Below are 23094 nucleotides of genomic sequence, written 5' to 3'. Positions count from 1 at the left end.
ACGTGAGGACTTTAATGGACGACAACAAGAAGAAAGCCTTGGCTGCGGCCCTGGGTCAGATCGAACGTCAATTCGGCAAGGGTGCCGTAATGCGTATGGGCGATCACGACCGTCAGGCGATCCCGGCTATTTCCACTGGCTCTCTGGGTCTGGACATCGCGCTCGGCATTGGCGGCCTGCCAAAAGGTCGTATCGTTGAAATCTACGGTCCTGAATCTTCCGGTAAAACCACCCTGACCCTGTCGGTGATTGCCCAGGCGCAAAAAATGGGCGCCACCTGCGCGTTCGTCGACGCCGAGCACGCCCTGGATCCTGAATACGCCGGCAAGCTGGGCGTCAACGTTGATGACCTGCTGGTGTCCCAGCCGGACACCGGTGAGCAAGCCCTGGAAATCACCGACATGCTGGTGCGCTCCAACGCCATCGACGTGATCGTGGTCGACTCCGTGGCAGCCCTGGTACCCAAGGCTGAAATCGAAGGCGAAATGGGCGACATGCATGTGGGCCTGCAAGCCCGCCTGATGTCCCAGGCGCTGCGTAAAATCACCGGTAACATCAAGAACGCCAACTGCCTGGTGATCTTCATCAACCAGATCCGCATGAAGATCGGCGTGATGTTTGGCAGCCCGGAAACCACCACCGGTGGTAACGCGCTGAAGTTCTACGCGTCGGTCCGCCTGGACATCCGCCGTACCGGCGCGGTGAAAGAGGGTGACGAGGTTGTGGGTAGCGAAACCCGCGTCAAGGTCGTGAAAAACAAAGTGGCTCCGCCTTTCCGCCAGGCTGAGTTCCAGATTCTCTACGGCAAGGGTATCTACCTGAACGGCGAGATGATCGACCTGGGCGTGCTGCACGGCTTCGTCGAAAAGTCCGGTGCCTGGTATGCCTACAATGGCAGCAAGATCGGTCAGGGCAAGGCCAACTCGGCCAAGTTCCTGGCGGACAACCCGGACATCGCTGCCACGCTTGAGAAGCAGATCCGCGACAAACTGCTGACCCCAACACCAGACGTGAAAGCTGCCGCCAACCGCGAGCCGGTTGAAGAAGTAGAAGAAGCCGACACTGACATCTGAAATAAACGATGACCGTTGTACTGGATACACTTGTCGCCGTTCGGCGCACCGCAATGGACCTGCTCGCTCGCCGCGAGCATGGTCGAGTCGAGCTGACGCGTAAACTGCGTCAGCGCGGTGCGGAACCTGAGATGATCGAAACCGCCCTTGACCGGTTGACGGAAGAGGGGCTGCTTTCGGAATCCCGTTATCTCGAAAGTTTTGTCTCCTACCGAGCCCGGTCCGGCTATGGCCCGGCGCGTATTCGCGAAGAGCTGAGCCAGCGCGGTTTACAGCGCGCCGATATCGACCTTGCCTTGCGTGAGTGCGGTATCAGTTGGCAGGCGCAGTTGGAGGACACCTGGCGCCGCAAATTCTCGGGTCATCTCCCCATTGATGCCAGGGAACGCGCCAAGCAGGGACGCTTCTTGAGTTATCGCGGTTTTTCGATGGAAATGATCAGCCGCTTATTAAGTGGCCGAGACATGGATGACTGAACACCTTGTTGTGCGGTGAACGGCCTTGTTGTGTGGTGAATGGGCTTGTTATGGCGAGCGGGCTTGCTTGTGGTGAGCGGGCTTGCTTGTGGTGAGCGGGCTTGCCCCGCGCTGGGCTGCGAAGCAGCCCCAATAGCCTCACCTTCGATCTAAACCTGAAACACCAAACCTGAAGCCCCCAAAAAAGGCCCGCTATGAAAATAGCGGGCCTTTTTGCGTTTCTGGATCCTGCGTTTCTGGATTTCACGCCGGCTGCGGCGCTACCCGCTGTTGCGTCTTCCCCTGAGCCTGCGCCCAGTTCTCCGGCAAGTTGATGTAATCCACCAGCTCCCGTAACCGGCCCTGGTCGCGGCCATTGAAGTTGAACACCAACCGCGTCAAATGGCTGAACTTCGGCTCATCATGCTCCTCACCGGTATAGGCAAGCTGCTGGAATTCTCCGCTCAACCGCAGGCTGGCAAATTCACTCTGCAAATGAGCCAGCGCTCGATCGCTGAGCGGGTGATTCATGCGCACCACAAACTCACGTTTCAACCAGCGCGTGGAATGGAAGTTGGCATAGAACTGATTGATCTCTTCCACTGCCTCTTCAGCGCTGTACACCAGGCGTACCAGCTTGAGGTCGGTGGGCAGGATGTAGCGATTGGCTTCCAGCTGGCTACGGATAAAGTCCAGGGCGCCTTGCCAGAAACCGCCACCGGGCGCATCCAGCAACACTACCGGCACCAGCGGGCTTTTGCCGGTCTGGATCAGGGTCAATACTTCCAGGGCTTCATCCAGGGTGCCGAAACCACCCGGGCACAACACCAGCGCATCGGCTTCCTTGACGAAGAACAGCTTGCGGGTAAAGAAGAAGTGGAAGGACAGCAGGTTCTCGGTGCCATCGATGGTCGGGTTGGCATGCTGTTCAAACGGCAGGGTGATATTGAACCCCAGGCTGTGTTCCAGGCCTGCCCCTTCGTGGGCCGCCGCCATGATGCCGCCGCCACCACCGGTGATTACCATCAGGTCCGAACGGGCCAGTGCGGCACCCACCTCACGGGCCAAGGCGTACAGTGGGCTTTCCACCGGGGTGCGTGCCGAGCCGAACACCGTGACCTTGCGGCGCCCCTTGAACTGTTCGAGTACGCGGAAGGCGTGGTCCAGTTCGCGAATGGCTTGCAAGGTGATCTTGGCGTTCCAGCGGTTGCGGTCGTCCTGGGCCATGCGCAGCACGGTCAGGATCATGTCGCGATACAGGGGGATATTCGGGCTGTTGGGGGCGATCTGCTGGAGCTGAGCTTCAACCTGTTGCGTAAGGTCGGCCCCGTTTTCTTCAAAATGCCGGAGCAGGCGGTCATTCGGTTCGTAAGGCATTCAACTTCTCCTTCTTCACAGAGGCTGGGCCAACGGCGAGAGATTCGTCCGGGGGCCACGACACTGCATGTGTCGCTGCATACCAAGGCATTGCACGTGTTCGCCAGGCAGCAAACGGGCTCTGTATGTTCCTTGTGATTTAAAAAACCTTTGCACTGCACGTCGCAGGAGGGCAACCCTCTTTTGCCCTGGAAATGTTACAGAACGGCGTGGAAGCCGTGATGAACGGGCGGTCGGGATGACTTGATCATGGGCCGAAAAACCCTTGGCTGGCAACCGCTTATTGGTCACTCAGCAGGGAGTTTAGCCGCCTGCAGGGAAATGAAGCAGGGGAGTGCGCGCTACTGGACAGCAGCGCGCGAAGGGCAAGCGACGATTACTTTTTCTTCTTGGCGGCAGCCGGTGCCGGGCAATCCGCTTCCACGAATTTCACCGATGCCACAGGACGATTGGTCTTGTTCTCGGTGATTTCATAGCGCATCACTGCGCCCTTGGCCATCAGCTCGCGATAACCTTTGTTCAGGCACACGCTTTGCCCCAGCTGGAAGTACACCGCCTTGGGGTTGGCGCGCATCTGTTCGGCGCGATCAGGCAATACGCTGAGGTGATCAATCAGTTGCATGCCCTCAACGGTGTAGGCCACTTCCAGGGTTTTTTCGTCGATTTCCCGGGGCAGGTCCTTGTTGCTTTCAGTCGCGACGCTTTGCAGCTTCCGGTTCATTTGGGCCTCCAGCAGCGAGGCCGCCTGGGCGCCCACGGGCAGTACCAGCGCAAGTGCGATGGATGGGGCGGCAAGACGCAGCATGGAACGCAGCATGAAACTCTCCTGATTCGGTTACTGGTGCATAGACCAGCCACTGCGCTGTGCGTTCAGTGGCGCGCAATTATAGGTGACCCCTTGCCACTACAGCCAGGCGTATCGCTGGTAAACTGCGGTCACTTCAGCCTTCCACGAGTTTTCTCCGTGTCGATCTACCCCTCTGTACGGCGCATCCGATGAGCCATGCCGTCTCCCGCCTGCGCACACAGCGCCTGGCACGCGCGATCAAGCCCTTCGTCAATCGAGGCTCACGTGCCGAACGCTGCCCCGGCTGCCGGGTCATCCCCGAGTATTGCCTGTGCGCCTGGCGCCCCCAGGTCGCGGCCAGGTCCGCCATGTGCCTGCTGATGCACGATGTCGAACCGATGAAACCCAGCAACACCGGCTGGCTGATCGCCGACGTGGTCGAGGACACCACGGCATTCGCCTGGTCGCGTACCGAAGTCGACCCGGATTTGCTCACCCTGCTCGCTGACCCGCAGTGGCAGCCCTACATCGTGTTCCCCGGCGAATTCGTGGCGCCCGAGCGTGTCGTCAGTACCGTGACGGTGGCAGAAGGCAGGCGCCCGCTGTTCATCCTGCTGGATGGCACCTGGAGCGAAGCGCGCAAGATGTTCCGCAAGAGTCCCTATCTGGAGTATCTGCCGGTATTGAGCCTGGCGCCTGAGCAGCTTTCGCGCTACAAACTGCGCCGCTCCAAGCGTGATGACCATTTCTGCACCGCCGAAGTCGCCGCCCTGTGCCTGGAACTGGCCGATGACACCGCTGCCAGCGAAGTGCTGGACGCCTACCTCGACGTATTCAGCACCCATTACCTGGCCGCCAAGTTCCAGCTGCCATTGGACCCGACCGACAGCGTCCATACTCGTCTTGCACCCTATATAGCCACGCTATAGCCAGACGACGTTTGCATGATGGCACCGTAAACCTGCATGCCGCTAAAATGCCCATGGGCGTAGTGCTTGACCCCCCAGGCTGCGCTGGGCATGCTGAGCGCCGATTGGGGTGCAACCGTGAGTTTTCGACGTCGTTCCAAGTGCTTTTGACGTTGAACGTACCCTGTGGCGATGGCTGCCTGGCCGTCGCCTTGTGTATTGGTGAACCCCGAACCCATCGGGGCTGCCATAAAAAACAGGATCATTTAATCAATGGCCACATACGAAATCCTGATAGCCGATGACCACCCGCTGTTTCGCAGTGCGCTGCATCAGGCCGTGACCCTGGGCCTTGGCCCGGACGTGCGCCTGGTTGAAGTGGCCAGCATTGCCGAGCTGGAAGCCCGCCTTACCGAAAAATCCGATTGGGACCTGGTGCTGCTCGACCTGAACATGCCCGGCGCCTACGGTTTTTCGGGGCTGGTGCTCCTGCGTGGGCAATACCCGCAGATCCCCGTGGTGATGGTCTCTGCCCAGGAGGATGCCGACGTGGTGGTGCGTTCCAAGGAGTTTGGCGCCAGCGGCTTCATTCCAAAGTCCAGCGCGATGGAAGATATTCAGAAGGCCGTGCGCGCAGTGTTGGACGGTGATGTGTCCTGGCCGCCGCAAGCGTTTGAACACATCAACGTGTCCGACGAAGCCAAGGCCGCCCGTGATGGCTTGGCCAGCCTGACACCCCAGCAGTTTCGAGTGCTGACCATGGTCTGCGAAGGTTTGCTGAACAAGCAGATCGCCTATGAGCTGAGTGTGTCGGAAGCGACCATCAAGGCTCATGTCACGGCAATCTTTCGCAAATTGGGGGTGCGTACGCGGACCCAGGCGGCGCTGCTCTTGCAACAACTTGAGTCAATTGCTCAGCATTAAGTTGTTACCGATTCACGCTTTTTTGACTTTGCGTGATCTAGTTTCCCCACTCCTTTGGTTCAGTTGCCTACGTCTATGTCGCCTTTCAAGGGTCAAACCGGTCTCAAACGTATCTTCAATGCAGGGGGCTATTCCCTGGATGGCCTGCGCGCGGCTTTCACCGGTGAGGCGGCGTTCCGTCAACTGGTCTTGTTGAACGTCATCCTGATCCCGCTGAGTTTTTTCCTGCACGTCAGCCGTGTTGAGCGCGCGCTGCTGATTGCGGTGTGCCTGTTGGCCTTGATCGTTGAATTGCTCAATTCGGCGGTAGAAGCGGCGATCGACCGTATTTCCCTCGATCGCCACCCCCTGTCGAAAAACGCCAAGGACATGGGCAGCGCCGCGCAATTCGTGGCACTGACCATGATCACCCTGGTGTGGGCAGTGATTCTGATCTGACGATCAGGCAATGCTCGGCAGCACGATCTCGTCGCTGCGCTGAACCCCGGCAGTGAAGGCGCGGCACAGCTCCAGGAACTCCCGCATCGCGGAGGTCTGGTATTTCTGTTTATGCCAAATGAAGTAGAACTGTCGGGCCAGGTCCAGGTCCGGGGTTTCTACCGGCACCAGGCTGCCACGGCGAAATGCATCGCGCAGCGCCAGCCGAGAAATACACCCAATGCCCAAACCCGATTCCACCGCCCGTTTGATCGCCTCGGTGTGCTCCAGCTCCAGGCGGATATTCAGCGCGCTGCGGTGATGGCGCATGGCCTGGTCAAAGGTCAGGCGGGTGCCGGAGCCTTGTTCCCGCAGGATCCAGGCCTCATGGGTCAATTCTTCCAGGGTGGCCACGCCGCGCTTGGCCAGGGGGTGCTGAGGTGCACAAAACACCACCAGCTCATCTTCCACCCAGGTTTGCACCTCGATATCCGGGTGGCTGCAGTCGCCTTCGATTAGACCCAGGTCAATTTCGTAGTGCGCAACTTGGTGCACGATATTGGCAGTGTTCTGCACATGCAGCTTCACCTGGCTTTCGGGGTGCTGCTGCATGAAGCTGCCGATCAGCAGGGTGGCCAGGTAATTGCCAATGGTCAGGGTAGCGCCGACCGCCAGGGAGCCGAAGCCGGACTTACCGTTGAGCAGGTCTTCGATCTCCTTGGCCTGGTCCAACAGCGCCACCGCTTGGGGCAACAGCTGATGGCCCAAGGCGTTGAGACTCAGGCGTTTACCGGCACGGTCGAATAATTGGCAGCTGGATTGACGCTCCAGCTCCGTAATCGAGGTGCTGGCGGCGGATTGAGATAAGGCCAGAAGGCCAGCAGCGCGAGAGACGCTTTCCTGCTGGGCGACGGCGACGAAGACTTGCAGTTGACGGAGAGTAAATCGCATATCGATATAACCGATAACCCTTATCTTAATAATCCAGTTAACAGATATTGTCGCCGCCATTAGAATGCTGTGCAATTGCGCACTTCATCTTTGGCGCAGACCCATTTCCAGGAGTCCCCCGTACATGAGCAACATGAACCACGAGCGTGTCCTCAGTGTTCATCACTGGAACGACACTCTGTTCAGCTTCAAGTGCACCCGCGATCCGGGCCTGCGCTTCGAGAACGGTCAGTTCGTGATGATCGGCCTGCAACAGCCCAACGGCCGCCCGCTCATGCGCGCTTACTCCATTGCCAGCCCGAACTGGGAAGAGCATCTGGAGTTCTTCAGCATCAAGGTGCCGGATGGCCCGCTGACTTCCCAATTGCAGCACTTGAAGGAAGGCGACGAGATCATCATCAGCAAAAAACCGACAGGCACCCTGGTGCTTGACGATTTGAAGCCGGGCAAACACCTCTACCTGCTCAGCACCGGTACTGGCCTTGCTCCGTTCATGAGCGTGATCCAGGACCCGGAAACCTACGAGCGCTTTGAAAAAGTGATCCTGTGCCACGGCGTGCGCTACGTCAACGAAGTCGCTTACCGCGAATTCATCACCGAGCACCTGCCGCAGAACGAATTCTTCGGCGAGGCCCTGCGTGAGAAGCTGATCTACTACCCGACCGTGACCCGCGAGCCGTTCGAAAACGAAGGCCGCCTGACCGACCTGATGCGCAGCGGCAAGCTGTTCAGCGACATCGGCCTGCCACCGATCAACCCCGAGGACGACCGCGCCATGTTGTGCGGCAGCCCAAGCATGTTGGACGAGACCAGCGAAGTACTGAACAGCTTCGGCCTGAAAGTTTCGCCACGCATGCGTGAGCCGGGTGATTACTTGATCGAGCGCGCGTTCGTCGAGAAATAACTGCGGTAAAAAATGTGGGAGGGGGCTTGCTCCCGATGGCGATGGGTCAGTCGATATACACGTTGACTGATCCACCGCCATCGGGAGCAAGCCCCCTCCCACATTGGGTTTCCGGTTTATCCCGCTGGCACCACTTCCAACACACAAATCATCCCAGCCTCTGGATAGTGCCAGCGCACATCCACATCCCAGAACTGCGCCCCGTATTCGCGTTCAGGCCCTGGCGTCTGGTACGCCGGCCGTGGATCCTGTGCCAGACACTGATCGATCAACTCCACCAACGGCTCCCCAAGGCGCTGGGCATGGCCTTGTGCCTGCTGCAGTGCGCTCTTCAGCCACTGCACGGGAATCAGCTGCGGCGCACCACTGGCGATGCTGTTGGTGGCTGTGTCGATGATGTCGGCGTAGGGCACATACGGCTTGATATCCAATACCGGGGTGCCATCGAGCAAATCGATCCCGGAGATCCACAGCCGGCCTGGCTCCACCTTGTCCAGCTTGACCACTGACTGGCCAATCCCGTTGGGCCGATGAGTCGCGCGGGTCGCAAACACGCCCATGGACGTGTTGCCGCCCAGGCGGGGCGGGCGCACTTTCAGGCGGGGCTTGTCCTCCAGGGCCTGGTGGAACAGAAACAACAGCCACACATGGCTGACCTGCTCCAGGCCCTGTACCGCCTCGCCCTGGTCGAACGGCGCCACCAACTCCAGCACGCCCCGCGCGGCAGGCGCCAGTTGCGGTTGGCGCGGAATGGCGAACTTCTCCTTGAAGCAGGAGCGTACGAAACCGACGGGCGAGACCTGGTAGGCCATTACTGGAGCCTCAAGTTGCAAGCCGCAAGCCACAAGCTTTTAACTTGCAGCTTGAAGCTTATGGCTGTTCTTATGCTCTGACGCGCAGCGTCAGGCCCTTGAGGAAGTTACGCAGCAACTGGTCGCCACAGGTGCGGTAGTTGGTGTGGCCGAACTTGCGGAACAGCGCGCTCAGCTCAGGCTTGGACACCGGGAATTCGGCAGCCTTGAGGATGGCGTGCATGTCGTCCTCCTTCAGTTCGAAGGCCACACGCAGTTTCTTGAGGATGATGTTGTTGGTCACAGGGGTTTCGATCGGCTGCGGCGGACGGCTTTCGTCCTTGCCGCGCTTGAAGATCACCAGGCCATCGAGGAAGTGGGCCATGACCTCATCCGGACAGAACACAAAGCCTTCTTCCTCGTCTTTCTTGAGGTAGGTCAGCAGGTCTTCCTTGGTCACGTCCATGCCGCCGAGCTTGATAAGCTCGACCATCTTGTTGTCGCTGATGTCGAGCATGTAGCGCACGCTGCGCAGTACGTCGTTGTGAATCATGGTGGGCAATCCTGGTTTTCAACGGTGGGCGCCGCCGGGTGGGGCGGTGCCTGGAAAGGGGGAGGCTGTTTAGAACTTTTCTTTGCCGGACAGATAACGCCATTGGCCAACCGGCACTTTGCCGATGGACACGCCGCCGATGCGAATGCGGCGGATAGCGACGACTTTCAGGCCAACGGCTTCGCAGAACAGGGCGATCACGCCTGGTTGCGGGTTTTTCATCGCAAATCGCAGGCGATTTTCGTTCTGCCAGCTGGCTTTTACGGCTGGCAGCTCTTTGCCTTTGTAGGTCAGGCCGTGGTTCAGGCGGTTGAGGCCGTGGGCAACCATGTCGCCTTCAACCTCCACCACGTATTCCTGCTCGATCTTGGCGGCATCGGCGGTCAACTTGCGCAGGATCTTCCAGTCCTGGGTAAACACCAGCAGGCCGCTGGCCTTGGCCTGCAGGTCGGCGCTGGCGGTCAGGCGCAGGAAGTGGCCCTTGAGCGGACGCTTGCTGAAGCGGTGTTCCTCCGAGAGGGTTTCGGCGCTGATCGAGGCCATTGCCGTCTCGGCATCGACACCAACCGGGGCGTGGAACAGGATGGTCACCGGCTCTGGCGCAGTGGCCTTGGCCTCCGGGTCCAGTTCGACCTTCTGGGTGGTGATCTTGAATTGCGGCTCGTCGATCACTTCACCGTCCACCGAGACCCAGCCGCCTTCGATAAACAGCTCAGCCTCCCGACGGGAGCAACCGACCAGTTCGATAAGGCGTTTGGAGAGGCGTATGGGGTCAGTCATGACAAGGGCCGTAACAAAAGGGGGCGGCTATTGTACCTGTGTGGGCGCGGTTAATCCCGGCCCCATTTCATTTAGCCCTGACGGGCGTTTTGTTGTTGCTGGCGCAGGCGCAGGTGCAGCAACGGATAGGGCTGGCCCAGGCCGTCATGCTCGGTGCGTCCGACCACTTCGAAACCCTGCTTGAAATAGAACCCCAAGGCTTGGGGATTCTGCTCGTTAACGTCGAGTTCGTCGGCGTTCATGCGCTCGATTGCATAACGCAGCAACTGCCGGCCGAGGCCTTGCCCGCGGTATTGCGGGTCGATAAACAGCATCTCCACCTTACCGCACGCCACCCCGGCAAACCCGGTAATACGCTGGCGTGCGTCTTTGGTGCAGATCAGCATCACCGAATCCAGGTAGCGGGTCAGCAGCAGGTTTTTCAGCAATATGATGTAACTGTCCGGCAAAAAATCATGGGTGGCCCGCACCGAGGCCTCCCAGATGCGCGCCAACTCCGCGTAGTCGCTGGCTTTAGGTGTGTGGATAACCGAATGCTGACGCATGCCCGCTGCCCCTTGCGATGATTGGCGCTGATGGGCAAAACGATAGACCTAAAAAAGCCCCGCATCTTGTCCAGAAGCAGGGCTTTTCAAGTTTTTTCGATCAGTCGCGCTTTTCAGCCCACAGATCGTACTCATCGGCGTCGGTCACGGTGCACCAGACCTTGTCACCCGGCTTCAAGCCGCTGGCATCGTCGATAAACACGTTACCGTCGATTTCCGGTGCATCGAAGAAGCAACGGCCGACTGCGCCTTGCTCGTCGACTTCGTCGATCAGCACTTCGATTTCCTTGCCGATACGCAGTTGCAGGCGCGCCGAGCTGATTGCCTGTTGGTGCGCCATGAAGCGCTCCCAACGGTCCTGCTTGACGTCATCCGGGACCACGGCCAGGTCCAGCAGGTTGGCCGGGGCACCTTCCACGGGCGAGTACTGGAAGCAACCCACACGGTCCAGTTGCGCTTCGGTCAGCCAGTCCAGCAGGTACTGGAAGTCTTCTTCGGTTTCGCCGGGGAAGCCGACGATGAAGGTCGAACGGATGATCAGCTCGGGGCAGATCTCGCGCCAGTTCTTGATGCGCGCCAGGGTCTTGTCTTCGAAGGCCGGGCGTTTCATGGCCTTGAGCACTTTCGGGCTGGCGTGCTGGAACGGGATGTCCAGGTACGGCAGGATCTTGCCGGCGGCCATCAACGGGATCAGCTCGTCCACGTGCGGGTACGGGTAGACGTAGTGCAGGCGCACCCACACGCCCAGGCTGCTGAGGGCTTCGCAGAGCTCGGTCATGCGGGTTTTCACCGGCGCGCCGTTCCAGAAGCCGGTGCGGTATTTCACGTCGACGCCGTAGGCGCTGGTGTCCTGGGAGATCACCAGCAGCTCCTTGACGCCGGATTTGACCAGGCGCTGGGCCTCGTCGAGTACGTCACCCACCGGACGGCTGACCAGCTTGCCGCGCATCGACGGGATGATGCAGAAGCTGCAGCTGTGGTTGCAGCCTTCGGAAATCTTCAGGTACGCATAGTGACGCGGGGTCAGCTTGATGCCTTGAGGCGGTACCAGGTCGATCAGCGGGTTGTGATCCTGGCGCGGCGGCACCACGTCGTGCACGGCATTGACCACCTGCTCGTACTGCTGCGGGCCGGTCACGGCCAGTACGCTGGGGTGCACGTTGCGGATATTGCCTTCTTCCACACCCATGCAGCCGGTCACGATGACCTTGCCGTTTTCCTTGATGGCTTCGCCGATCACTTCCAGGGACTCTGCCTTGGCCGAGTCGATAAAGCCGCAGGTGTTGACCACCACCACATCGGCGTCCTGGTAAGTGGACACCACGTCATAGCCTTCCATGCGCAGTTGCGTGAGGATGCGTTCGGAATCGACCAGAGCCTTCGGGCAACCCAGGGAAACAAAGCCAACCTTGGGGTTGGCTTTTGCGATGGTGGTGGACATGTCTAACCTCGGTATTGAATGACGCCGCCAGTCGGGCACGACAGGGCTGCGGACGGGCGCTTGCTGCGCCTCTGATCAAAAAGTGCGCAATTCTAGCGACGGGCAACGCACTTGACCAGCTTTATGCAGGGAAATGCGACGAGTGCTGCGTCATTCGATTCGCCAATCACTACGCGAACAATTCCGCGTGACTCCCCAAGTCCACAAAGGTGATCAGGTCAGCCCGCGATTGTTCATAAATCATCAGAAAATCACCGCCGATATGGCACTCTCTGAAACCGTCCCAATTCCCGGTAAGCGCATGGTCTCGATACTCGGCGGGTAGTTGTTCGCCTAAAAAAAGCATCACCATCACCACCCGGAACTCATTCATATCCCGACGCCCGGCACGCTTGTAGCGTTCCCAGACTTTTTAAACTCAGGCGTCTGCGCGCATTGGTTTGGCAGGTCAGCGCGCTTTTGTTTCTTCTCCTGTTTCGCCATCAGTGTCCCTTAGCATGTCGTCGATCGAGTCAAACTGGCGACGTATCGCATGCGCTTGTGCCATGGCACGAGCGGTCTTCTGCGAAGGAACCCGCACCTCAAACGGTATTCCCTGTGTTGTCACGACCTGGCGGAGGAAAAGACGCATGGCGTCACTGAGGCTAAGCCCACAGGCATTGAGCACAGCAGTGGCACGCTCCTTCAAATCCTCATCGATGCGGCATCGCACGTCAGTAGTCTTCAGTAATGCAGGCATATCATGACTCCCTCTCAAAGTTGTAGCTACGTTGTGGCTACAGCCAGAGTATGAGACAGCCCATAAAATTTGATCAAACGCTTTTTGTTCCCAGCACGCCGCTATGCAACCCATGCGTCGGAAATCGCGAAGTCCGTAAAAAGCGAAAAACCTAGCGTTGGAACTAAATGACGTCAATGCAGGCAAAAAGACTCCAGCTTTATGCAGGGAAATACGACGACTGCTGCGCTATGCTTCGCGCCGTTGCGCACGGGGAAAACCCTTGGGTCAATAAAACGTCTGTTACGAGAAGTAAAACAGCGCATGCTAGGGTCAGCTTAGACGCGCTGTTTATAAGAGACCTCAGGTCAAAGGGCAGGAGTGGTTGATGGGTCAGGCAAGTAGTCAGGCAGCAGGTGCCGAGCATTCCAACGCAAAGCCGATCGGCATGCTGGTGGCAGCGGTCGGGGTGGTTTACGGCGATATCGGTACCAGCCCGCTCTATACCCTCAAAGAGGTGTTCAACGGCGGTTATGGGGTGCAGGTCAACCATGACGGTGTGCTGGGGATCCTGGCGCTGATCTTCTGGTCGTTGATCTGGGTGGTGTCGATCAAGTACATGCTGTTCGTGCTGCGCGCCGATAACCAGGGCGAAGGCGGCATCATGGCCCTGACCGCGTTGGCGCGAAGGGCGGCGGGGGAGCGCAAGAAGTTGCGCAGTTTCCTCGTGGTGTGCGGCCTGTGCGGTGCTGCGCTGTTCTATGGCGACAGCATGATTACCCCGGCGATTTCGGTGCTGTCGGCCATTGAAGGCCTGGAGCTGGCGTTCGACGGCTTGGAAAAATGGGTGGTGCCGATCGCCCTGGTGGTGCTGGTGGCGCTGTTCCTGATCCAGAAGCACGGTACCGACCGCATCGGCAAGCTGTTCGGGCCGGTGATGGTGACCTGGTTCCTGGTGCTGGGTGGCCTCGGTGTGTATGGCATTACCCTGCACCCTGAAGTGCTCAATGCCCTGAACCCGATGTGGGGCGTGCGTTTCTTCGAGGCCCACCCTGGCATTGGCGTGGCGATCCTCGGTGCGGTAGTGCTGGCGTTGACCGGTGCCGAGGCGCTGTATGCCGACATGGGCCACTTCGGCCGCAAACCCATCGCCCGCGCCTGGTTCATCCTGGTGTTGCCGGCGTTGGTGCTCAATTATTTCGGCCAGGGCGCCATGCTGCTGGGCGACCCGGAAGCCGCACGCAACCCGTTCTACCTGCTGGCGCCAAGTTGGGCGCTGATCCCGCTGGTGGTGTTGTCCACCCTGGCCACGGTGATTGCGTCCCAGGCGGTGATTTCCGGTGCGTTTTCGTTGACGCGCCAGGCGATCCAGTTGGGTTATATCCCGCGTATGCATATCCAGCACACCTCAAGCGCCGAACAGGGCCAGATCTATATCGGTGCGGTGAACTGGTCGCTGATGGTCGGCGTGATCCTGCTGGTGCTGGGTTTCGAGTCCTCCAACGCACTGGCGTCGGCCTACGGCGTGGCGGTGACGGGGACCATGCTGATGACCACCATCCTGGTGTCGGCAGTCATGCTGTTGCTGTGGAAATGGCCACCGATTCTGGCCGTACCGGTCCTGGTCTGCTGCCTGTTGGTGGACGGGCTGTACTTCGCGGCCAACGTGCCGAAGATCATCCAGGGTGGCGCCTTCCCGGTATTGGCGGGGATTGTGCTGTTCGTGCTGATGACCACCTGGAAGCGCGGCAAGCAATTGCTGGTGGACCGCCTCGACGAAGGTGGCCTGCCGTTGCCGATCTTCATCAGCAGCATCCGCGTGCAGCCGCCGCATCGCGTGCAGGGTACCGCCGTGTTCCTTACCGCGCGCCCGGACGCCGTGCCCCATGCGCTGTTGCACAACCTGTTGCATAACCAGGTGCTGCATGAGCAGGTGGTATTGCTGACGGTGGTCTACGAAGATATCCCGCGTGTCCCGGCCTCACGGCGCTTCGAGGTGGATTCCTACGGCGAAGGGTTCTTTCGCGTGATCCTGCACTTCGGCTTTACCGATGAGCCGGATGTCCCCGAAGCCTTGAAGCTGTGCCATTTGGACGGCCTGGATTTCAGTCCGATGCGCACCACGTACTTCCTCAGCCGTGAAACCGTCATCGCCTCCCGCATCAAGGGCATGGCCCGTTGGCGCGAAGCGTTGTTTGCATTCATGCTCAAGAACGCCAACGGCAACCTGCGGTTCTTCAAGCTCCCGGTCAACCGAGTGATCGAATTGGGCACCCAGGTCGAAATGTAAGCCTGCGCGGTACGGGAGCCGGCAATCGGCTCCCGCTTTACGTCTGAACCCTGTGCAATCCACGGTTGTCGACTAGGCTCTAAGCACTGTTGTGTAGGAGCGGGGGGACGCCTAGTCCTTGCCCGCGAAAAACGTCACGGTAACGCGTTAATCCTGGATAAACGCGGCGCCTATGAGGCCTTCGCGAGCAAGCTCGCTCCTACAAAAGTGCCCAAAAGCCAAGAAGAGGTGCGCCATGAGTCAGCTGCTCGAACCCTATACCCTGCGCCAATTGACCCTGCTCAACCGCATCGCCGTGTCGCCGATGTGTCAGTACTCAAGTGTCGATGGCCTGGCCAACGACTGGCACCTGGTCCACCTCGGCAGCCGCGCGGTCGGTGGCGCCGGGCTGATATTCACCGAAGCCACCGCCGTAACCGCCGATGGCCGCATCACGGCCGAAGACCTGGGCCTGTGGAACGACGAACAGATCGAACCCCTGCGGCGCATCACACGGTTTATCGCCGCCCAGGGCGCGGTGGCGGGCATCCAGCTGGCCCATGCCGGGCGCAAGGCCAGCACCCACCGGCCATGGATCGGCAAGCACGGCAGCGTCAAGCCGCAAGACGGTGGCTGGGTGCCGGTGGGGCCGTCGCCGATTGCCTTTGACCCGCAGCACACCCAACCCAAGCCTTTGGATGAGGCGCAGATCCAGCAAGTGATCGCCGACTTTGTCGCCGCCGCCAGGCGCGCCCTGACCGCCGGTTTTGAAGTGGTGGAAATCCACGCCGCCCATGGTTACCTGCTGCATCAATTCCTCTCGCCCATCAGCAACCAGCGTCAGGACCAGTACGGCGGCTCCTTCGAGAACCGTATCCGCCTGGTGCTGCAAGTGACCCAGGCGGTGCGCGAAGCCTGGCCCCAGGAGCTGCCGCTGTTCGTGCGAGTGTCGGCCACCGACTGGGTGGAAGACGGCTGGAACCCTGATGAAACCGTGGAGCTCGCGCGCCGTCTCAAAGATCTGGGCGTGGACCTGATCGACGTGTCTTCCGGCGGCACTGCCGCCAACGCCGAAATCCCCACCGGCCCCGGTTACCAGACGCGCTTTGCCGAGCGTGTACGCAAGGAATCGGGCATCGCCACCGGCACCGTCGGCATGATCACCGAGCCGGCTCAGGCCGAACACATCCTGCGTACCTGCCAGGCCGACATCATCTTCCTGGCGCGTGAACTGCTGCGTGACCCTTACTGGCCGTTGCATGCCGATGATGATCTGGGCGGGCGCAAAGCCATTTGGCCGGCTCAGTACCAACGAGCGACCCATCGGGACCAACCGATTCATGAGTCTGACTTGAGGGATTGATCCTGCGTCGGCGCCCTCGAAACCCACCTTGAACCGGTGGGTTTTTTTTGCCTGCTGCTGTGGGATGGGGTTGTAGGTATTTGTTACCGAAGTGATTTTTTAAGTGAATGCTCTAAAAAAATCCCACACGTAACGAGATTGTTTCTACGCTTAGGGTACGACTGATTTCTGGCCCAGGGAGTCAGTCTGTTTGTACAGAGAGGCATTGCGCTCCCCGGGAAACGGTTTGTGGGCACAGGAGTTTTTGATCGATATCAGGAGAAACAGTCCATGGCCAAGTCCTATGGTGTAGCGGGTGCGGTGGTGTCTTTTTTTACCCGCAGGGTGTCCTTGCGTGGCCGCAGGTTGAGTTCGGACGAAGCCGAATTACTGGCGCAGTATCGCGCCCTGACCGAAAACGATCAGGTGGCGATGCGCTATCTGATTGGAGCGATGAAGAGTGTGTCGCGGTTCTGATGCCGTGCTGAAGGATCGTTCCCACGCGAGCGTGGGAACGATCTGGATCAGGTGTACTTGCGCTGCTCCGGCGCCGGCGGGAAGTACTGATACAACCAGGTTTCACTCAGGGTGCGGTCCTGGGTGCGAATAAACAGCCGCAGTTCCACCGGCTCCACGCTGTCGCTGGTCGGGTACCAGTCGAACAGGATGCGGTAACCCTTGATGTTGTCGAGCACCAGCACGCTGAAATCCTTCACTTCGCCGTGGGAGCAGGTCACCACCGGCTCGATCCCGGTGCCGGCCGGCAAACGGTCCAGGCCGCCGCCCTTGAAGTCCACGGCAAAGCGGCGCGCCCACACTGGCGGGTAGTGCTCGCCCGGCGCCCAACCTTCGGTAAAGCCGCCCATGCCGGAACGGGTCGCATCGACTTGCGCCAGCGGCGTGCTGACCGGGGGCAGGGCGCTCCAGTACAGCTTGTAGCCATAGTTGAGTGAATCGCCGGCCGCCACCGGCTTTTTCGGGGTCCAGAAGGCCACGATGTTGTCCAGGGTCTCACCGGTGGTGGGGATTTCCAACAGGTCGATCGAGCCTTCCCCCCAGGCGGTGGTCGGTTCGACCCACAGGCTTGGACGCTTGCTGTACCAGTCGACGGTATCCTGGTAGCTCGCGAACTCATGGTCGGTCTGCACCAGGCCGAAACCTTTCGGGTCGGTGTCGGCGAACGCATTGAACTGCAGCTTGGCCGGGTTATTCAACGGGCGGCAAATCCACTCGCCATTACCCCGCCACATCGCCAGGCGGTCCGAGTCGTGGATCTGTGGGTGGATGGTGTCGCACATGCGCCGCTCGTGGGTGCCGCAACTGAACATGCTGGTCATGGCGGCGATGCCCAACTGTTCGATGGCGGTGCGGGCATTGATGTTGGCGTCGATGGCCATCACCACTTGGTTGGCCTGGCAGTCGATATCGAAGCGATAGGCGCCGGTGGCGCTCGGCGAGTCGAGCAGGGCGTAGACCACAAAGCGGGTCGCGTTCTTATCCGGGGTCTCGAACCAGAACTGCGTGAAGTCGGGGAACTCCTCGCGTTTCTTCGCGTAGGTATCAATCGCCAGGCCACGGGCGGAGAGGCCGTACTGGCCGGTGGAATCCACCGCGCGGAAGTAGCTGGCGCCGAGAAACGACAGCACGTCATGGCGATCCAGTTCCGGCGCCTTGAACAACTTGAAGCCGGAGAAACCCAGGTCGCCGGTCAGCTGTTTGGTGTCGACGGTGGTTTTTTCATAATTGAACAGCGAAGGGCGGAAATGCACTTCACGGGCTTCACGGGTCTTGGGGTCGACGCTGTGCATGCGCACCGGCGTCTTGAAGCCCATGCCGACGTGGAAGAACTGCACGTCGAGCTGGCCGTTCAATTCCTTCCACAGCGAATGGTTGCCGTCGTAGCCGATGGCGTTGAAATTCTGCGGGGTCATGGTCGCCAGGGTGGGCGGCAGCACTTGTTTGGTGTCTTTATACGCGGTTCCGGCGAGTTGTTTGGCTTGGGCCTTGAGCGTTTCAAAGTCGAACGCCACGGCCTTGCCATCGGCGGCACGGTTCCCGGCCCAGGCCTGCGCGGCAAGCAGGCCGCTGGCCGATAAACCGGTGTAGGCCGCAATGGCCATGGAGGCTTTGAGCAAATTCCTGCGGTGCATAGAGACAACCTGTCGTGAGCAAATCCCGCGCCGTTCCTGGCACGTGCTGGATCAGAAATTACGGTTCGGACATGCCTTCGGCCAAACACAACGGACATTAAACAGACGCCGGATAGCTTAAGCGGTTCGATGACGTAGGAAAATTGATTGATGGCGGGGTGATTGCATTGCAAATGCGACAAGACATTTCCGACGCTGTGAGCGAACACATTACCCACGAATTATGAAGATCCAAATGTAGGAGCGAGCTTGCTCGCGAAGAACGTCAACGATAACGCGGACATTCTGACTAACCGCGGTGCGCTTGCGTTCTTCGCGAGCAAGCTCGCTCCTACAATAAAGCGTTACGGCACTTGGGCGATCAGTGCTTGAACATCACATGCCGAACCGTGGTGTAGTCCTCCAAGCCATACATGGACATATCCTTGCCATACCCCGACAGTTTCTGACCACCGTGAGGCATTTCGCTGACGAGCATGAAATGGGTGTTTACCCAGGTGCAGCCGTACTGCAAACGCGCGGCCAGGCGGTGGGCGCGTCCTACGTCGGCGGTCCATACCGATGACGCCAACCCGTAGTCCGAATCATTGGCCCAGCCCAGTACCTGCGCCTCATCGGTGAATTTGGTTACCGACACCACCGGCCCGAACACCTCGCGGCGCACGATTTCATCGTCCTGTTGCGCATCGGCGAGCACGGTCGGCTCAAAGAAGAAGCCATTGCCTTCCACCGCCTTGCCACCGGTGACCAGGCGGATATGCGGCTGCGCCACGGCGCGTTCGACAAACCCGGCAACCCGGTCGCGGTGTTGCGCAGTGATCAACGGGCCCAGCTCAGTGGCCGGGTCATCCTGCAAGCCGTATTTGATGCTGGCGACCGCCGCGCCGAGTTTCTCCACAAAGGCGTCGTAGATGTCCGCCTGCGCATAAATCCGGCACGCTGCGGTGCAGTCCTGGCCGGCATTGTAGAAGCCAAAGGTACGAATGCCTTCCACCGCTGCATCGATATCCGCATCGTTGAAGATGATCACAGGCGCCTTGCCGCCCAGCTCCATATGCATGCGCTTCACGCTGTCGGCGGTGCTGGAGATGATATTCGCACCGGTGGCGATGGAACCGGTCAGCGACACCATGCGCACTTTCGGGTGGTTCACCAGCGGACTGCCCACGGTAGGCCCACGGCCGAACACCAGGTTGAGTACTCCGGCCGGGAAAATCTCCGACGCCAACTCGACCATCCGCAACGCGGTCAGCGGGGTTTGCTCCGACGGCTTGAGCACCACGGTATTGCCCGCGGCCAGGGCCGGTGCGATTTTCCAGGCGACCATCATCAGTGGGTAGTTCCACGGCGCGATGGACGCGATCACGCCCACCGGGTCGCGACGGATCATCGAGGTGTGGCCGGGCAAGTATTCACCGCCGGCCGAACCGCTCATGCAACGGCTGGCGCCAGCGAAGAAGCGGAACACGTCGGCAATCGCCGGGATCTCGTCGTTCAGCGCGGCGCTGTAGGGCTTGCCGCAGTTGTCCGATTCCAGCTTGGCCAGTTCTTCGCCGTGGGCTTCGATCACGTCGGCCAGTTTCAGCAGCAACAGCGAGCGATCCTTGGGCGCGGTTTGCGACCAGCCTTCGAAGGCCGCATCGGCGGCGCGCACGGCGGCGTCGACCTGGGCTTCGCTGGCTTCTTTGATTTCCACCAGCACGCGGCCCAATGCCGGGTTGAACACCGCTTGCGCCGGGCCTTCGCCTTCGACGAGGTGGCCGTTGATCAAGAGTTTGGTTTGCATGGTTCAGTCCTCCAAAAAGCGATCGTTATGTCACTGAATAAACCGGCTCTGAATGTGGGAGAGGGCTCGGTGTCTTCAATAAAAAATTATTTACCACCACTCCCGGCCACGCTTTCACCGCCGCGGGTCAGGTAATAGGCGCCCAGGATCGGGAACATCGTCACCAGCATCACCAGCATCGCGACCACATTGGTCACCGGCACATCCCGTGGCCGGCTCAATTGGTTGAGCAACCACAGCGGCAACGTACGTTCGTGGCCGGCGGTGAAAGTGGTGACGATGATTTCGTCGAACGACAGCGCAAACGCCAGCATGCCGCCGGCCAGCAGCGCCGAGCCGAGGTTGGGCATGATGATGTAGCGGAAGGTCTGCCAGCCGTCGGCGCCCAGGTCCATCGAAGCTTCGATCAGGCTGTGGGATGTGCGGCGCAGGCGTGCGATGACGTTGTTGTAGACGATCACCACGCAGAACGTCGCGTGGCCGACGATGATGGTGAACATCCCCGGCTCGATGCCCAGGGTCTTGAAGGTCGCCAGCAACGCAATACCGGTGATGATCCCCGGCAGCGCAATCGGCAGGATCAACATCAGCGACACGCCTTGCTTGCCAAAGAACTCGCGGCGATACAGCGCCGCCGAGGCCAGGGTGCCCAGCACCATGGCAATCAGGGTGGCGATGGCGGCGATCTGCAGCGACAGCTTGATCGCTTCCAGCACATCCGGCCGGGCGAAGGCCACGCTGAACCACTTCAGGGTAAAGCCCTGGGGCGGAAAGCTGAACGCGGCTTCTTCGGTGTTGAAGGCGTAGAGGAAGATGATCAGGATCGGGAAGTGCAGGAATACCAACCCGCCCCAGGCTGCGATCTTCAAGCCTAATGATGATTTCTCAGAGTGCATCGAAGGCCCCCAGGCGTTTGACGATGGACAGGTAAACCGCGATCAGCACGATCGGCACCAGGGTGAACGCCGCGGCCATGGGCATATTGCCGATGGCACCTTGCTGGGCGTAGACCATGCCGCCGACGAAGTAACCCGGCGGGCCCACCAGTTGCGGCACGATGAAATCGCCCAGGGTCAGCGAAAACGTGAAGATCGAACCGGCGGCAATCCCCGGCACCGACAGTGGCAGGATCACCTGCATGAAGGTCTGGCGCGGCTTGGCGCCGAGGTCGGCGGAGGCTTGCAGCAGCGACGGCGGCAAGCGCTCCAGGGACGCCTGGATCGGCAGGATCATAAAGGGCAGCCAGATATAGACGAACACCATGAAACGCCCCAGGTGCGAGGTGCTCAAGGTGCTGCCGCCCACGCCGGGAATGCCCAGCACGAACTGCAATACCGGTTCCAGGCCCAGGTGCTGCACGAACCACTGCGCCACTCCACCTTTGGCCAGCAGCAACGTCCAGGCATACGCCTTGACGATGTAGCTGGCCCACATCGGCATCATCACCGCGATATAGAAGAACGCCTTGGTCTTGCCCGTGGTGTAGCGCGCCATGTAGTAGGCGATCGGGAAGGCGACGATGGCGCTGGCGATCGACACCACGATCGCCATGCCCAGGGTGCGCAGGATGATGTCGAAGTTCGAAGGCTGGAACAGCGCGGCGAAGTTGGCCAGGGTCAGGTCCGGGGTGACCGCCATGGTGAAGTCGTCAAAGGTATAGAAGCCTTGCCATAGCAGGGTCAGCAACGAACCCAGGTAGATCGCGCCGAACCAGATCAGCGGCGGAACCAGCAGCATCGCCAGGTACAGGTTGGGCTTGCGGTACAGCAGGTTGGAAAACCTGCGCATCGGCGGTTGGGAAAGGGCCAGGCTCATGTCACACCTCGCCTGCGCGGTCAGTCAGCGGCGTCATGGCTTCTCGCGCCCAGCGGGCGGTGATGGACTGGCCGACCTGATGGCCGCTGCTGATGTCCAGCCACTGGTTGTTGGCCTGGCTGATGTTCAGCGCCTGGCCGTTTTCCAGTTTCAGTTCATAGCGGGTGGCGCTGCCCTGGTACTGGATGTCGTGCAGCAGGCCGCTGATTTCCACTTCGCCGGCGCCCAGCGGGCCCTCGGCAAACCGTACGTGTTCCGGGCGAATCGAAAACGGCTGCGCACTGCCGCTGAGGCGCTGGGCCAACTCGCCGCGAATCACGTTGGAGGTGCCGACGAACTCGGCGACGAACGCGGTGGCCGGTTTCATATACAGGTTGCGCGGGGTGTCGACCTGTTCGATACGGCCCTTGTTGAACACCGCCACACGGTCGGACATCGACAGCGCTTCGGTCTGGTCGTGGGTGACGAAGATAAAGGTGATGCCGAGCTGGCGTTGCAGCTTCTTCAGCTCGCTTTGCATCTGTTCGCGCAGCTTGAGGTCGAGGGCGCCCAAGGGTTCATCGAGCAGCAACACGCGGGGGCGATTGACCAGGGCACGGGCCAAGGCCACTCGTTGGCGTTGGCCGCCGGAGAGCTGTACCGGCTTGCGCTCGCCGTAGCCATCGAGGGCGACCATCCCCAAGGCTTCTTCGGCGCGGTTGAGGCGTTCGGTCTTGCCCACGCCTTTGACCTTGAGGCCATAGGCGACGTTGTCGCGCACGTTCATATGGGGGAACAGTGCGTAATCCTGGAATACCGTGTTTACGTCACGCTGATACGGCGGCAAGCCAGCGGCTTCCTCGCCATGAATGCGGATCGAGCCTGCGCTCGGTTGCTCGAAACCGGCGATCAGGCGCAGGCAGGTGGTCTTGCCCGAGCCGGATGGGCCGAGCATGGAAAAGAACTCGCCGTCCTGGATATCGATGGAAACCCGGTCAACGGCCTTCACTTCGCCGAACTGACGGGAAACGTGGGTGAATTGGACTGCAAGCGTCATGGTGCGGTGCTCCAAAAAGGCGCGTTTTGGATAAAAATAAAATCGTAGGAGGTGCTCAGAAATCGCAGCCTC

24 protein-coding genes are annotated in these 23094 nt (G+C 60.0%); 9 read left to right on the top strand and 15 right to left on the bottom strand.

Features of this window, described 5'->3' with window-relative positions; translation table 11 throughout:
• The first annotated feature begins 14 nt into the window (after window positions 1-14).
• Together recA and recX are read left to right on the top strand one after the other, a co-directional pair.
• Entirely contained in the window at window positions 15-1073 is a 1059-nt protein-coding gene (recA, locus tag V3W40_RS02310; protein ID WP_065926514.1) for a recombinase RecA, read from the top strand.
• A gap of 8 nt (window positions 1074-1081) precedes the next feature.
• Complete coding sequence (gene recX / locus V3W40_RS02305) at window positions 1082-1549, top strand: recombination regulator RecX (protein WP_012722522.1); 468 nt, start codon at window positions 1082-1084, stop codon at window positions 1547-1549.
• 243 nt (window positions 1550-1792) lie between these two features.
• On the opposite strand, the gene V3W40_RS02300 is transcribed toward recX, so the two are convergent.
• Window positions 1793-2905 carry a TIGR00730 family Rossman fold protein gene (locus V3W40_RS02300; RefSeq protein ID WP_065926513.1) on the bottom strand — a complete coding sequence of 371 codons (1113 nt, stop codon included), beginning with the start codon at window positions 2903-2905 and terminating at the stop codon, window positions 1793-1795.
• Window positions 2906-3281: 376 nt separating this feature from the next.
• Entirely contained in the window at window positions 3282-3722 is a 441-nt protein-coding gene (locus V3W40_RS02295) for a PA3611 family quorum-sensing-regulated virulence factor (RefSeq protein WP_027604548.1), read from the bottom strand.
• A 179-nt stretch (window positions 3723-3901) separates the two neighbouring features.
• Between V3W40_RS02295 and V3W40_RS02290 the strand changes: the two genes are divergently transcribed.
• The 3 genes from V3W40_RS02290 to V3W40_RS02280 all read left to right on the top strand — a co-directional run bounded on the left by V3W40_RS02290 (window position 3902) and on the right by V3W40_RS02280 (window position 5962).
• Entirely contained in the window at window positions 3902-4621 is a 720-nt protein-coding gene (locus V3W40_RS02290) for a tRNA-uridine aminocarboxypropyltransferase (protein WP_065926512.1), read from the top strand.
• Between the two features lie 252 nt (window positions 4622-4873).
• On the top strand, window positions 4874-5524 hold the full coding sequence (erdR, locus tag V3W40_RS02285) for a response regulator transcription factor ErdR (protein ID WP_065926510.1): 651 nt from the start codon (window positions 4874-4876) through the stop codon (window positions 5522-5524).
• A gap of 75 nt (window positions 5525-5599) precedes the next feature.
• Entirely contained in the window at window positions 5600-5962 is a 363-nt protein-coding gene (locus V3W40_RS02280) for a diacylglycerol kinase (RefSeq protein WP_065938722.1), read from the top strand.
• A gap of 3 nt (window positions 5963-5965) precedes the next feature.
• Here the strand turns inward: V3W40_RS02280 and V3W40_RS02275 are convergent, their stop codons facing one another.
• Window positions 5966-6892: a LysR family transcriptional regulator gene (locus V3W40_RS02275; RefSeq protein ID WP_053137418.1), complete on the bottom strand. Its 927-nt coding sequence runs from the start codon at window positions 6890-6892 to the stop codon at window positions 5966-5968.
• A gap of 124 nt (window positions 6893-7016) precedes the next feature.
• Between V3W40_RS02275 and fpr the strand changes: the two genes are divergently transcribed.
• The gene (fpr, locus tag V3W40_RS02270) at window positions 7017-7796 is read left to right on the top strand and encodes a ferredoxin-NADP reductase (RefSeq protein ID WP_003172178.1); all 780 of its coding nucleotides are present in this window, start codon (window positions 7017-7019) and stop codon (window positions 7794-7796) included.
• A gap of 116 nt (window positions 7797-7912) precedes the next feature.
• Here fpr and tsaA read toward each other — a convergent pair whose 3' ends face one another.
• From tsaA to V3W40_RS02235, 7 genes are all read right to left on the bottom strand, one after another.
• Window positions 7913-8608 (bottom strand): tRNA (N6-threonylcarbamoyladenosine(37)-N6)-methyltransferase TrmO, encoded by a 696-nt coding sequence (gene tsaA, locus V3W40_RS02265; RefSeq protein WP_065926508.1) that lies wholly within the window; start codon window positions 8606-8608, stop codon window positions 7913-7915.
• A gap of 70 nt (window positions 8609-8678) precedes the next feature.
• The gene (locus V3W40_RS02260; protein WP_065926507.1) at window positions 8679-9140 is read right to left on the bottom strand and encodes a DUF1456 family protein; all 462 of its coding nucleotides are present in this window, start codon (window positions 9138-9140) and stop codon (window positions 8679-8681) included.
• Between the two features lie 69 nt (window positions 9141-9209).
• Window positions 9210-9920: an rRNA pseudouridine synthase gene (locus tag V3W40_RS02255; protein ID WP_027604539.1), complete on the bottom strand. Its 711-nt coding sequence runs from the start codon at window positions 9918-9920 to the stop codon at window positions 9210-9212.
• A 71-nt stretch (window positions 9921-9991) separates the two neighbouring features.
• On the bottom strand, window positions 9992-10465 hold the full coding sequence (locus tag V3W40_RS02250; RefSeq protein ID WP_065926506.1) for a GNAT family N-acetyltransferase: 474 nt from the start codon (window positions 10463-10465) through the stop codon (window positions 9992-9994).
• Between the two features lie 100 nt (window positions 10466-10565).
• Entirely contained in the window at window positions 10566-11906 is a 1341-nt protein-coding gene (gene rimO / locus V3W40_RS02245; protein ID WP_005785474.1) for a 30S ribosomal protein S12 methylthiotransferase RimO, read from the bottom strand.
• Between the two features lie 169 nt (window positions 11907-12075).
• Window positions 12076-12279, bottom strand: a complete 204-nt coding sequence (locus V3W40_RS02240; protein ID WP_330214341.1) for a type II toxin-antitoxin system YafQ family toxin — start codon at window positions 12277-12279, stop codon at window positions 12076-12078.
• A gap of 75 nt (window positions 12280-12354) precedes the next feature.
• Window positions 12355-12645: a type II toxin-antitoxin system RelB/DinJ family antitoxin gene (locus tag V3W40_RS02235; protein ID WP_074844204.1), complete on the bottom strand. Its 291-nt coding sequence runs from the start codon at window positions 12643-12645 to the stop codon at window positions 12355-12357.
• 367 nt (window positions 12646-13012) lie between these two features.
• On the opposite strand from V3W40_RS02235, the gene V3W40_RS02230 reads away from it, so the two are divergent.
• From V3W40_RS02230 to V3W40_RS02220, 3 genes are all read left to right on the top strand, one after another.
• Window positions 13013-14914 carry a potassium transporter Kup gene (locus V3W40_RS02230; RefSeq protein WP_027604535.1) on the top strand — a complete coding sequence of 634 codons (1902 nt, stop codon included), beginning with the start codon at window positions 13013-13015 and terminating at the stop codon, window positions 14912-14914.
• A 235-nt stretch (window positions 14915-15149) separates the two neighbouring features.
• Entirely contained in the window at window positions 15150-16256 is a 1107-nt protein-coding gene (locus tag V3W40_RS02225; RefSeq protein WP_074844206.1) for an NADH:flavin oxidoreductase/NADH oxidase, read from the top strand.
• 270 nt (window positions 16257-16526) lie between these two features.
• The gene (locus V3W40_RS02220) at window positions 16527-16712 is read left to right on the top strand and encodes a hypothetical protein (RefSeq protein WP_027604533.1); all 186 of its coding nucleotides are present in this window, start codon (window positions 16527-16529) and stop codon (window positions 16710-16712) included.
• Between the two features lie 47 nt (window positions 16713-16759).
• Here the strand turns inward: V3W40_RS02220 and V3W40_RS02215 are convergent, their stop codons facing one another.
• From V3W40_RS02215 to V3W40_RS02190, 5 genes are all read right to left on the bottom strand, one after another.
• Window positions 16760-18385: a glucan biosynthesis protein D gene (locus V3W40_RS02215; RefSeq protein WP_065926500.1), complete on the bottom strand. Its 1626-nt coding sequence runs from the start codon at window positions 18383-18385 to the stop codon at window positions 16760-16762.
• Between the two features lie 361 nt (window positions 18386-18746).
• Entirely contained in the window at window positions 18747-20171 is a 1425-nt protein-coding gene (locus V3W40_RS02205; protein ID WP_065948861.1) for a gamma-aminobutyraldehyde dehydrogenase, read from the bottom strand.
• 86 nt (window positions 20172-20257) lie between these two features.
• On the bottom strand, window positions 20258-21067 hold the full coding sequence (locus V3W40_RS02200; protein WP_025856826.1) for an ABC transporter permease: 810 nt from the start codon (window positions 21065-21067) through the stop codon (window positions 20258-20260).
• Window positions 21057-21986, bottom strand: coding sequence for an ABC transporter permease (locus V3W40_RS02195; RefSeq protein WP_027604529.1), 930 nt, complete (start codon window positions 21984-21986; stop codon window positions 21057-21059). The genes V3W40_RS02200 and V3W40_RS02195 overlap by 11 nt, the downstream gene beginning before the upstream one ends.
• A gap of 1 nt (window position 21987) precedes the next feature.
• Complete coding sequence (locus V3W40_RS02190) at window positions 21988-23022, bottom strand: ABC transporter ATP-binding protein (protein WP_027604528.1); 1035 nt, start codon at window positions 23020-23022, stop codon at window positions 21988-21990.
• Between the last annotated feature and the right edge of the window lie 72 nt (window positions 23023-23094).

Origin of the sequence: Pseudomonas sp. AM8 (genome assembly GCF_036346475.1) — a bacterium.
In the GTDB taxonomy this organism is placed as follows: Bacteria; Pseudomonadota; Gammaproteobacteria; order Pseudomonadales; family Pseudomonadaceae; genus Aquipseudomonas; species Aquipseudomonas marginalis.
Note: the sequence above shows the minus strand (reverse complement) of the source record. Positions and strands in the feature narration are given on the sequence as shown.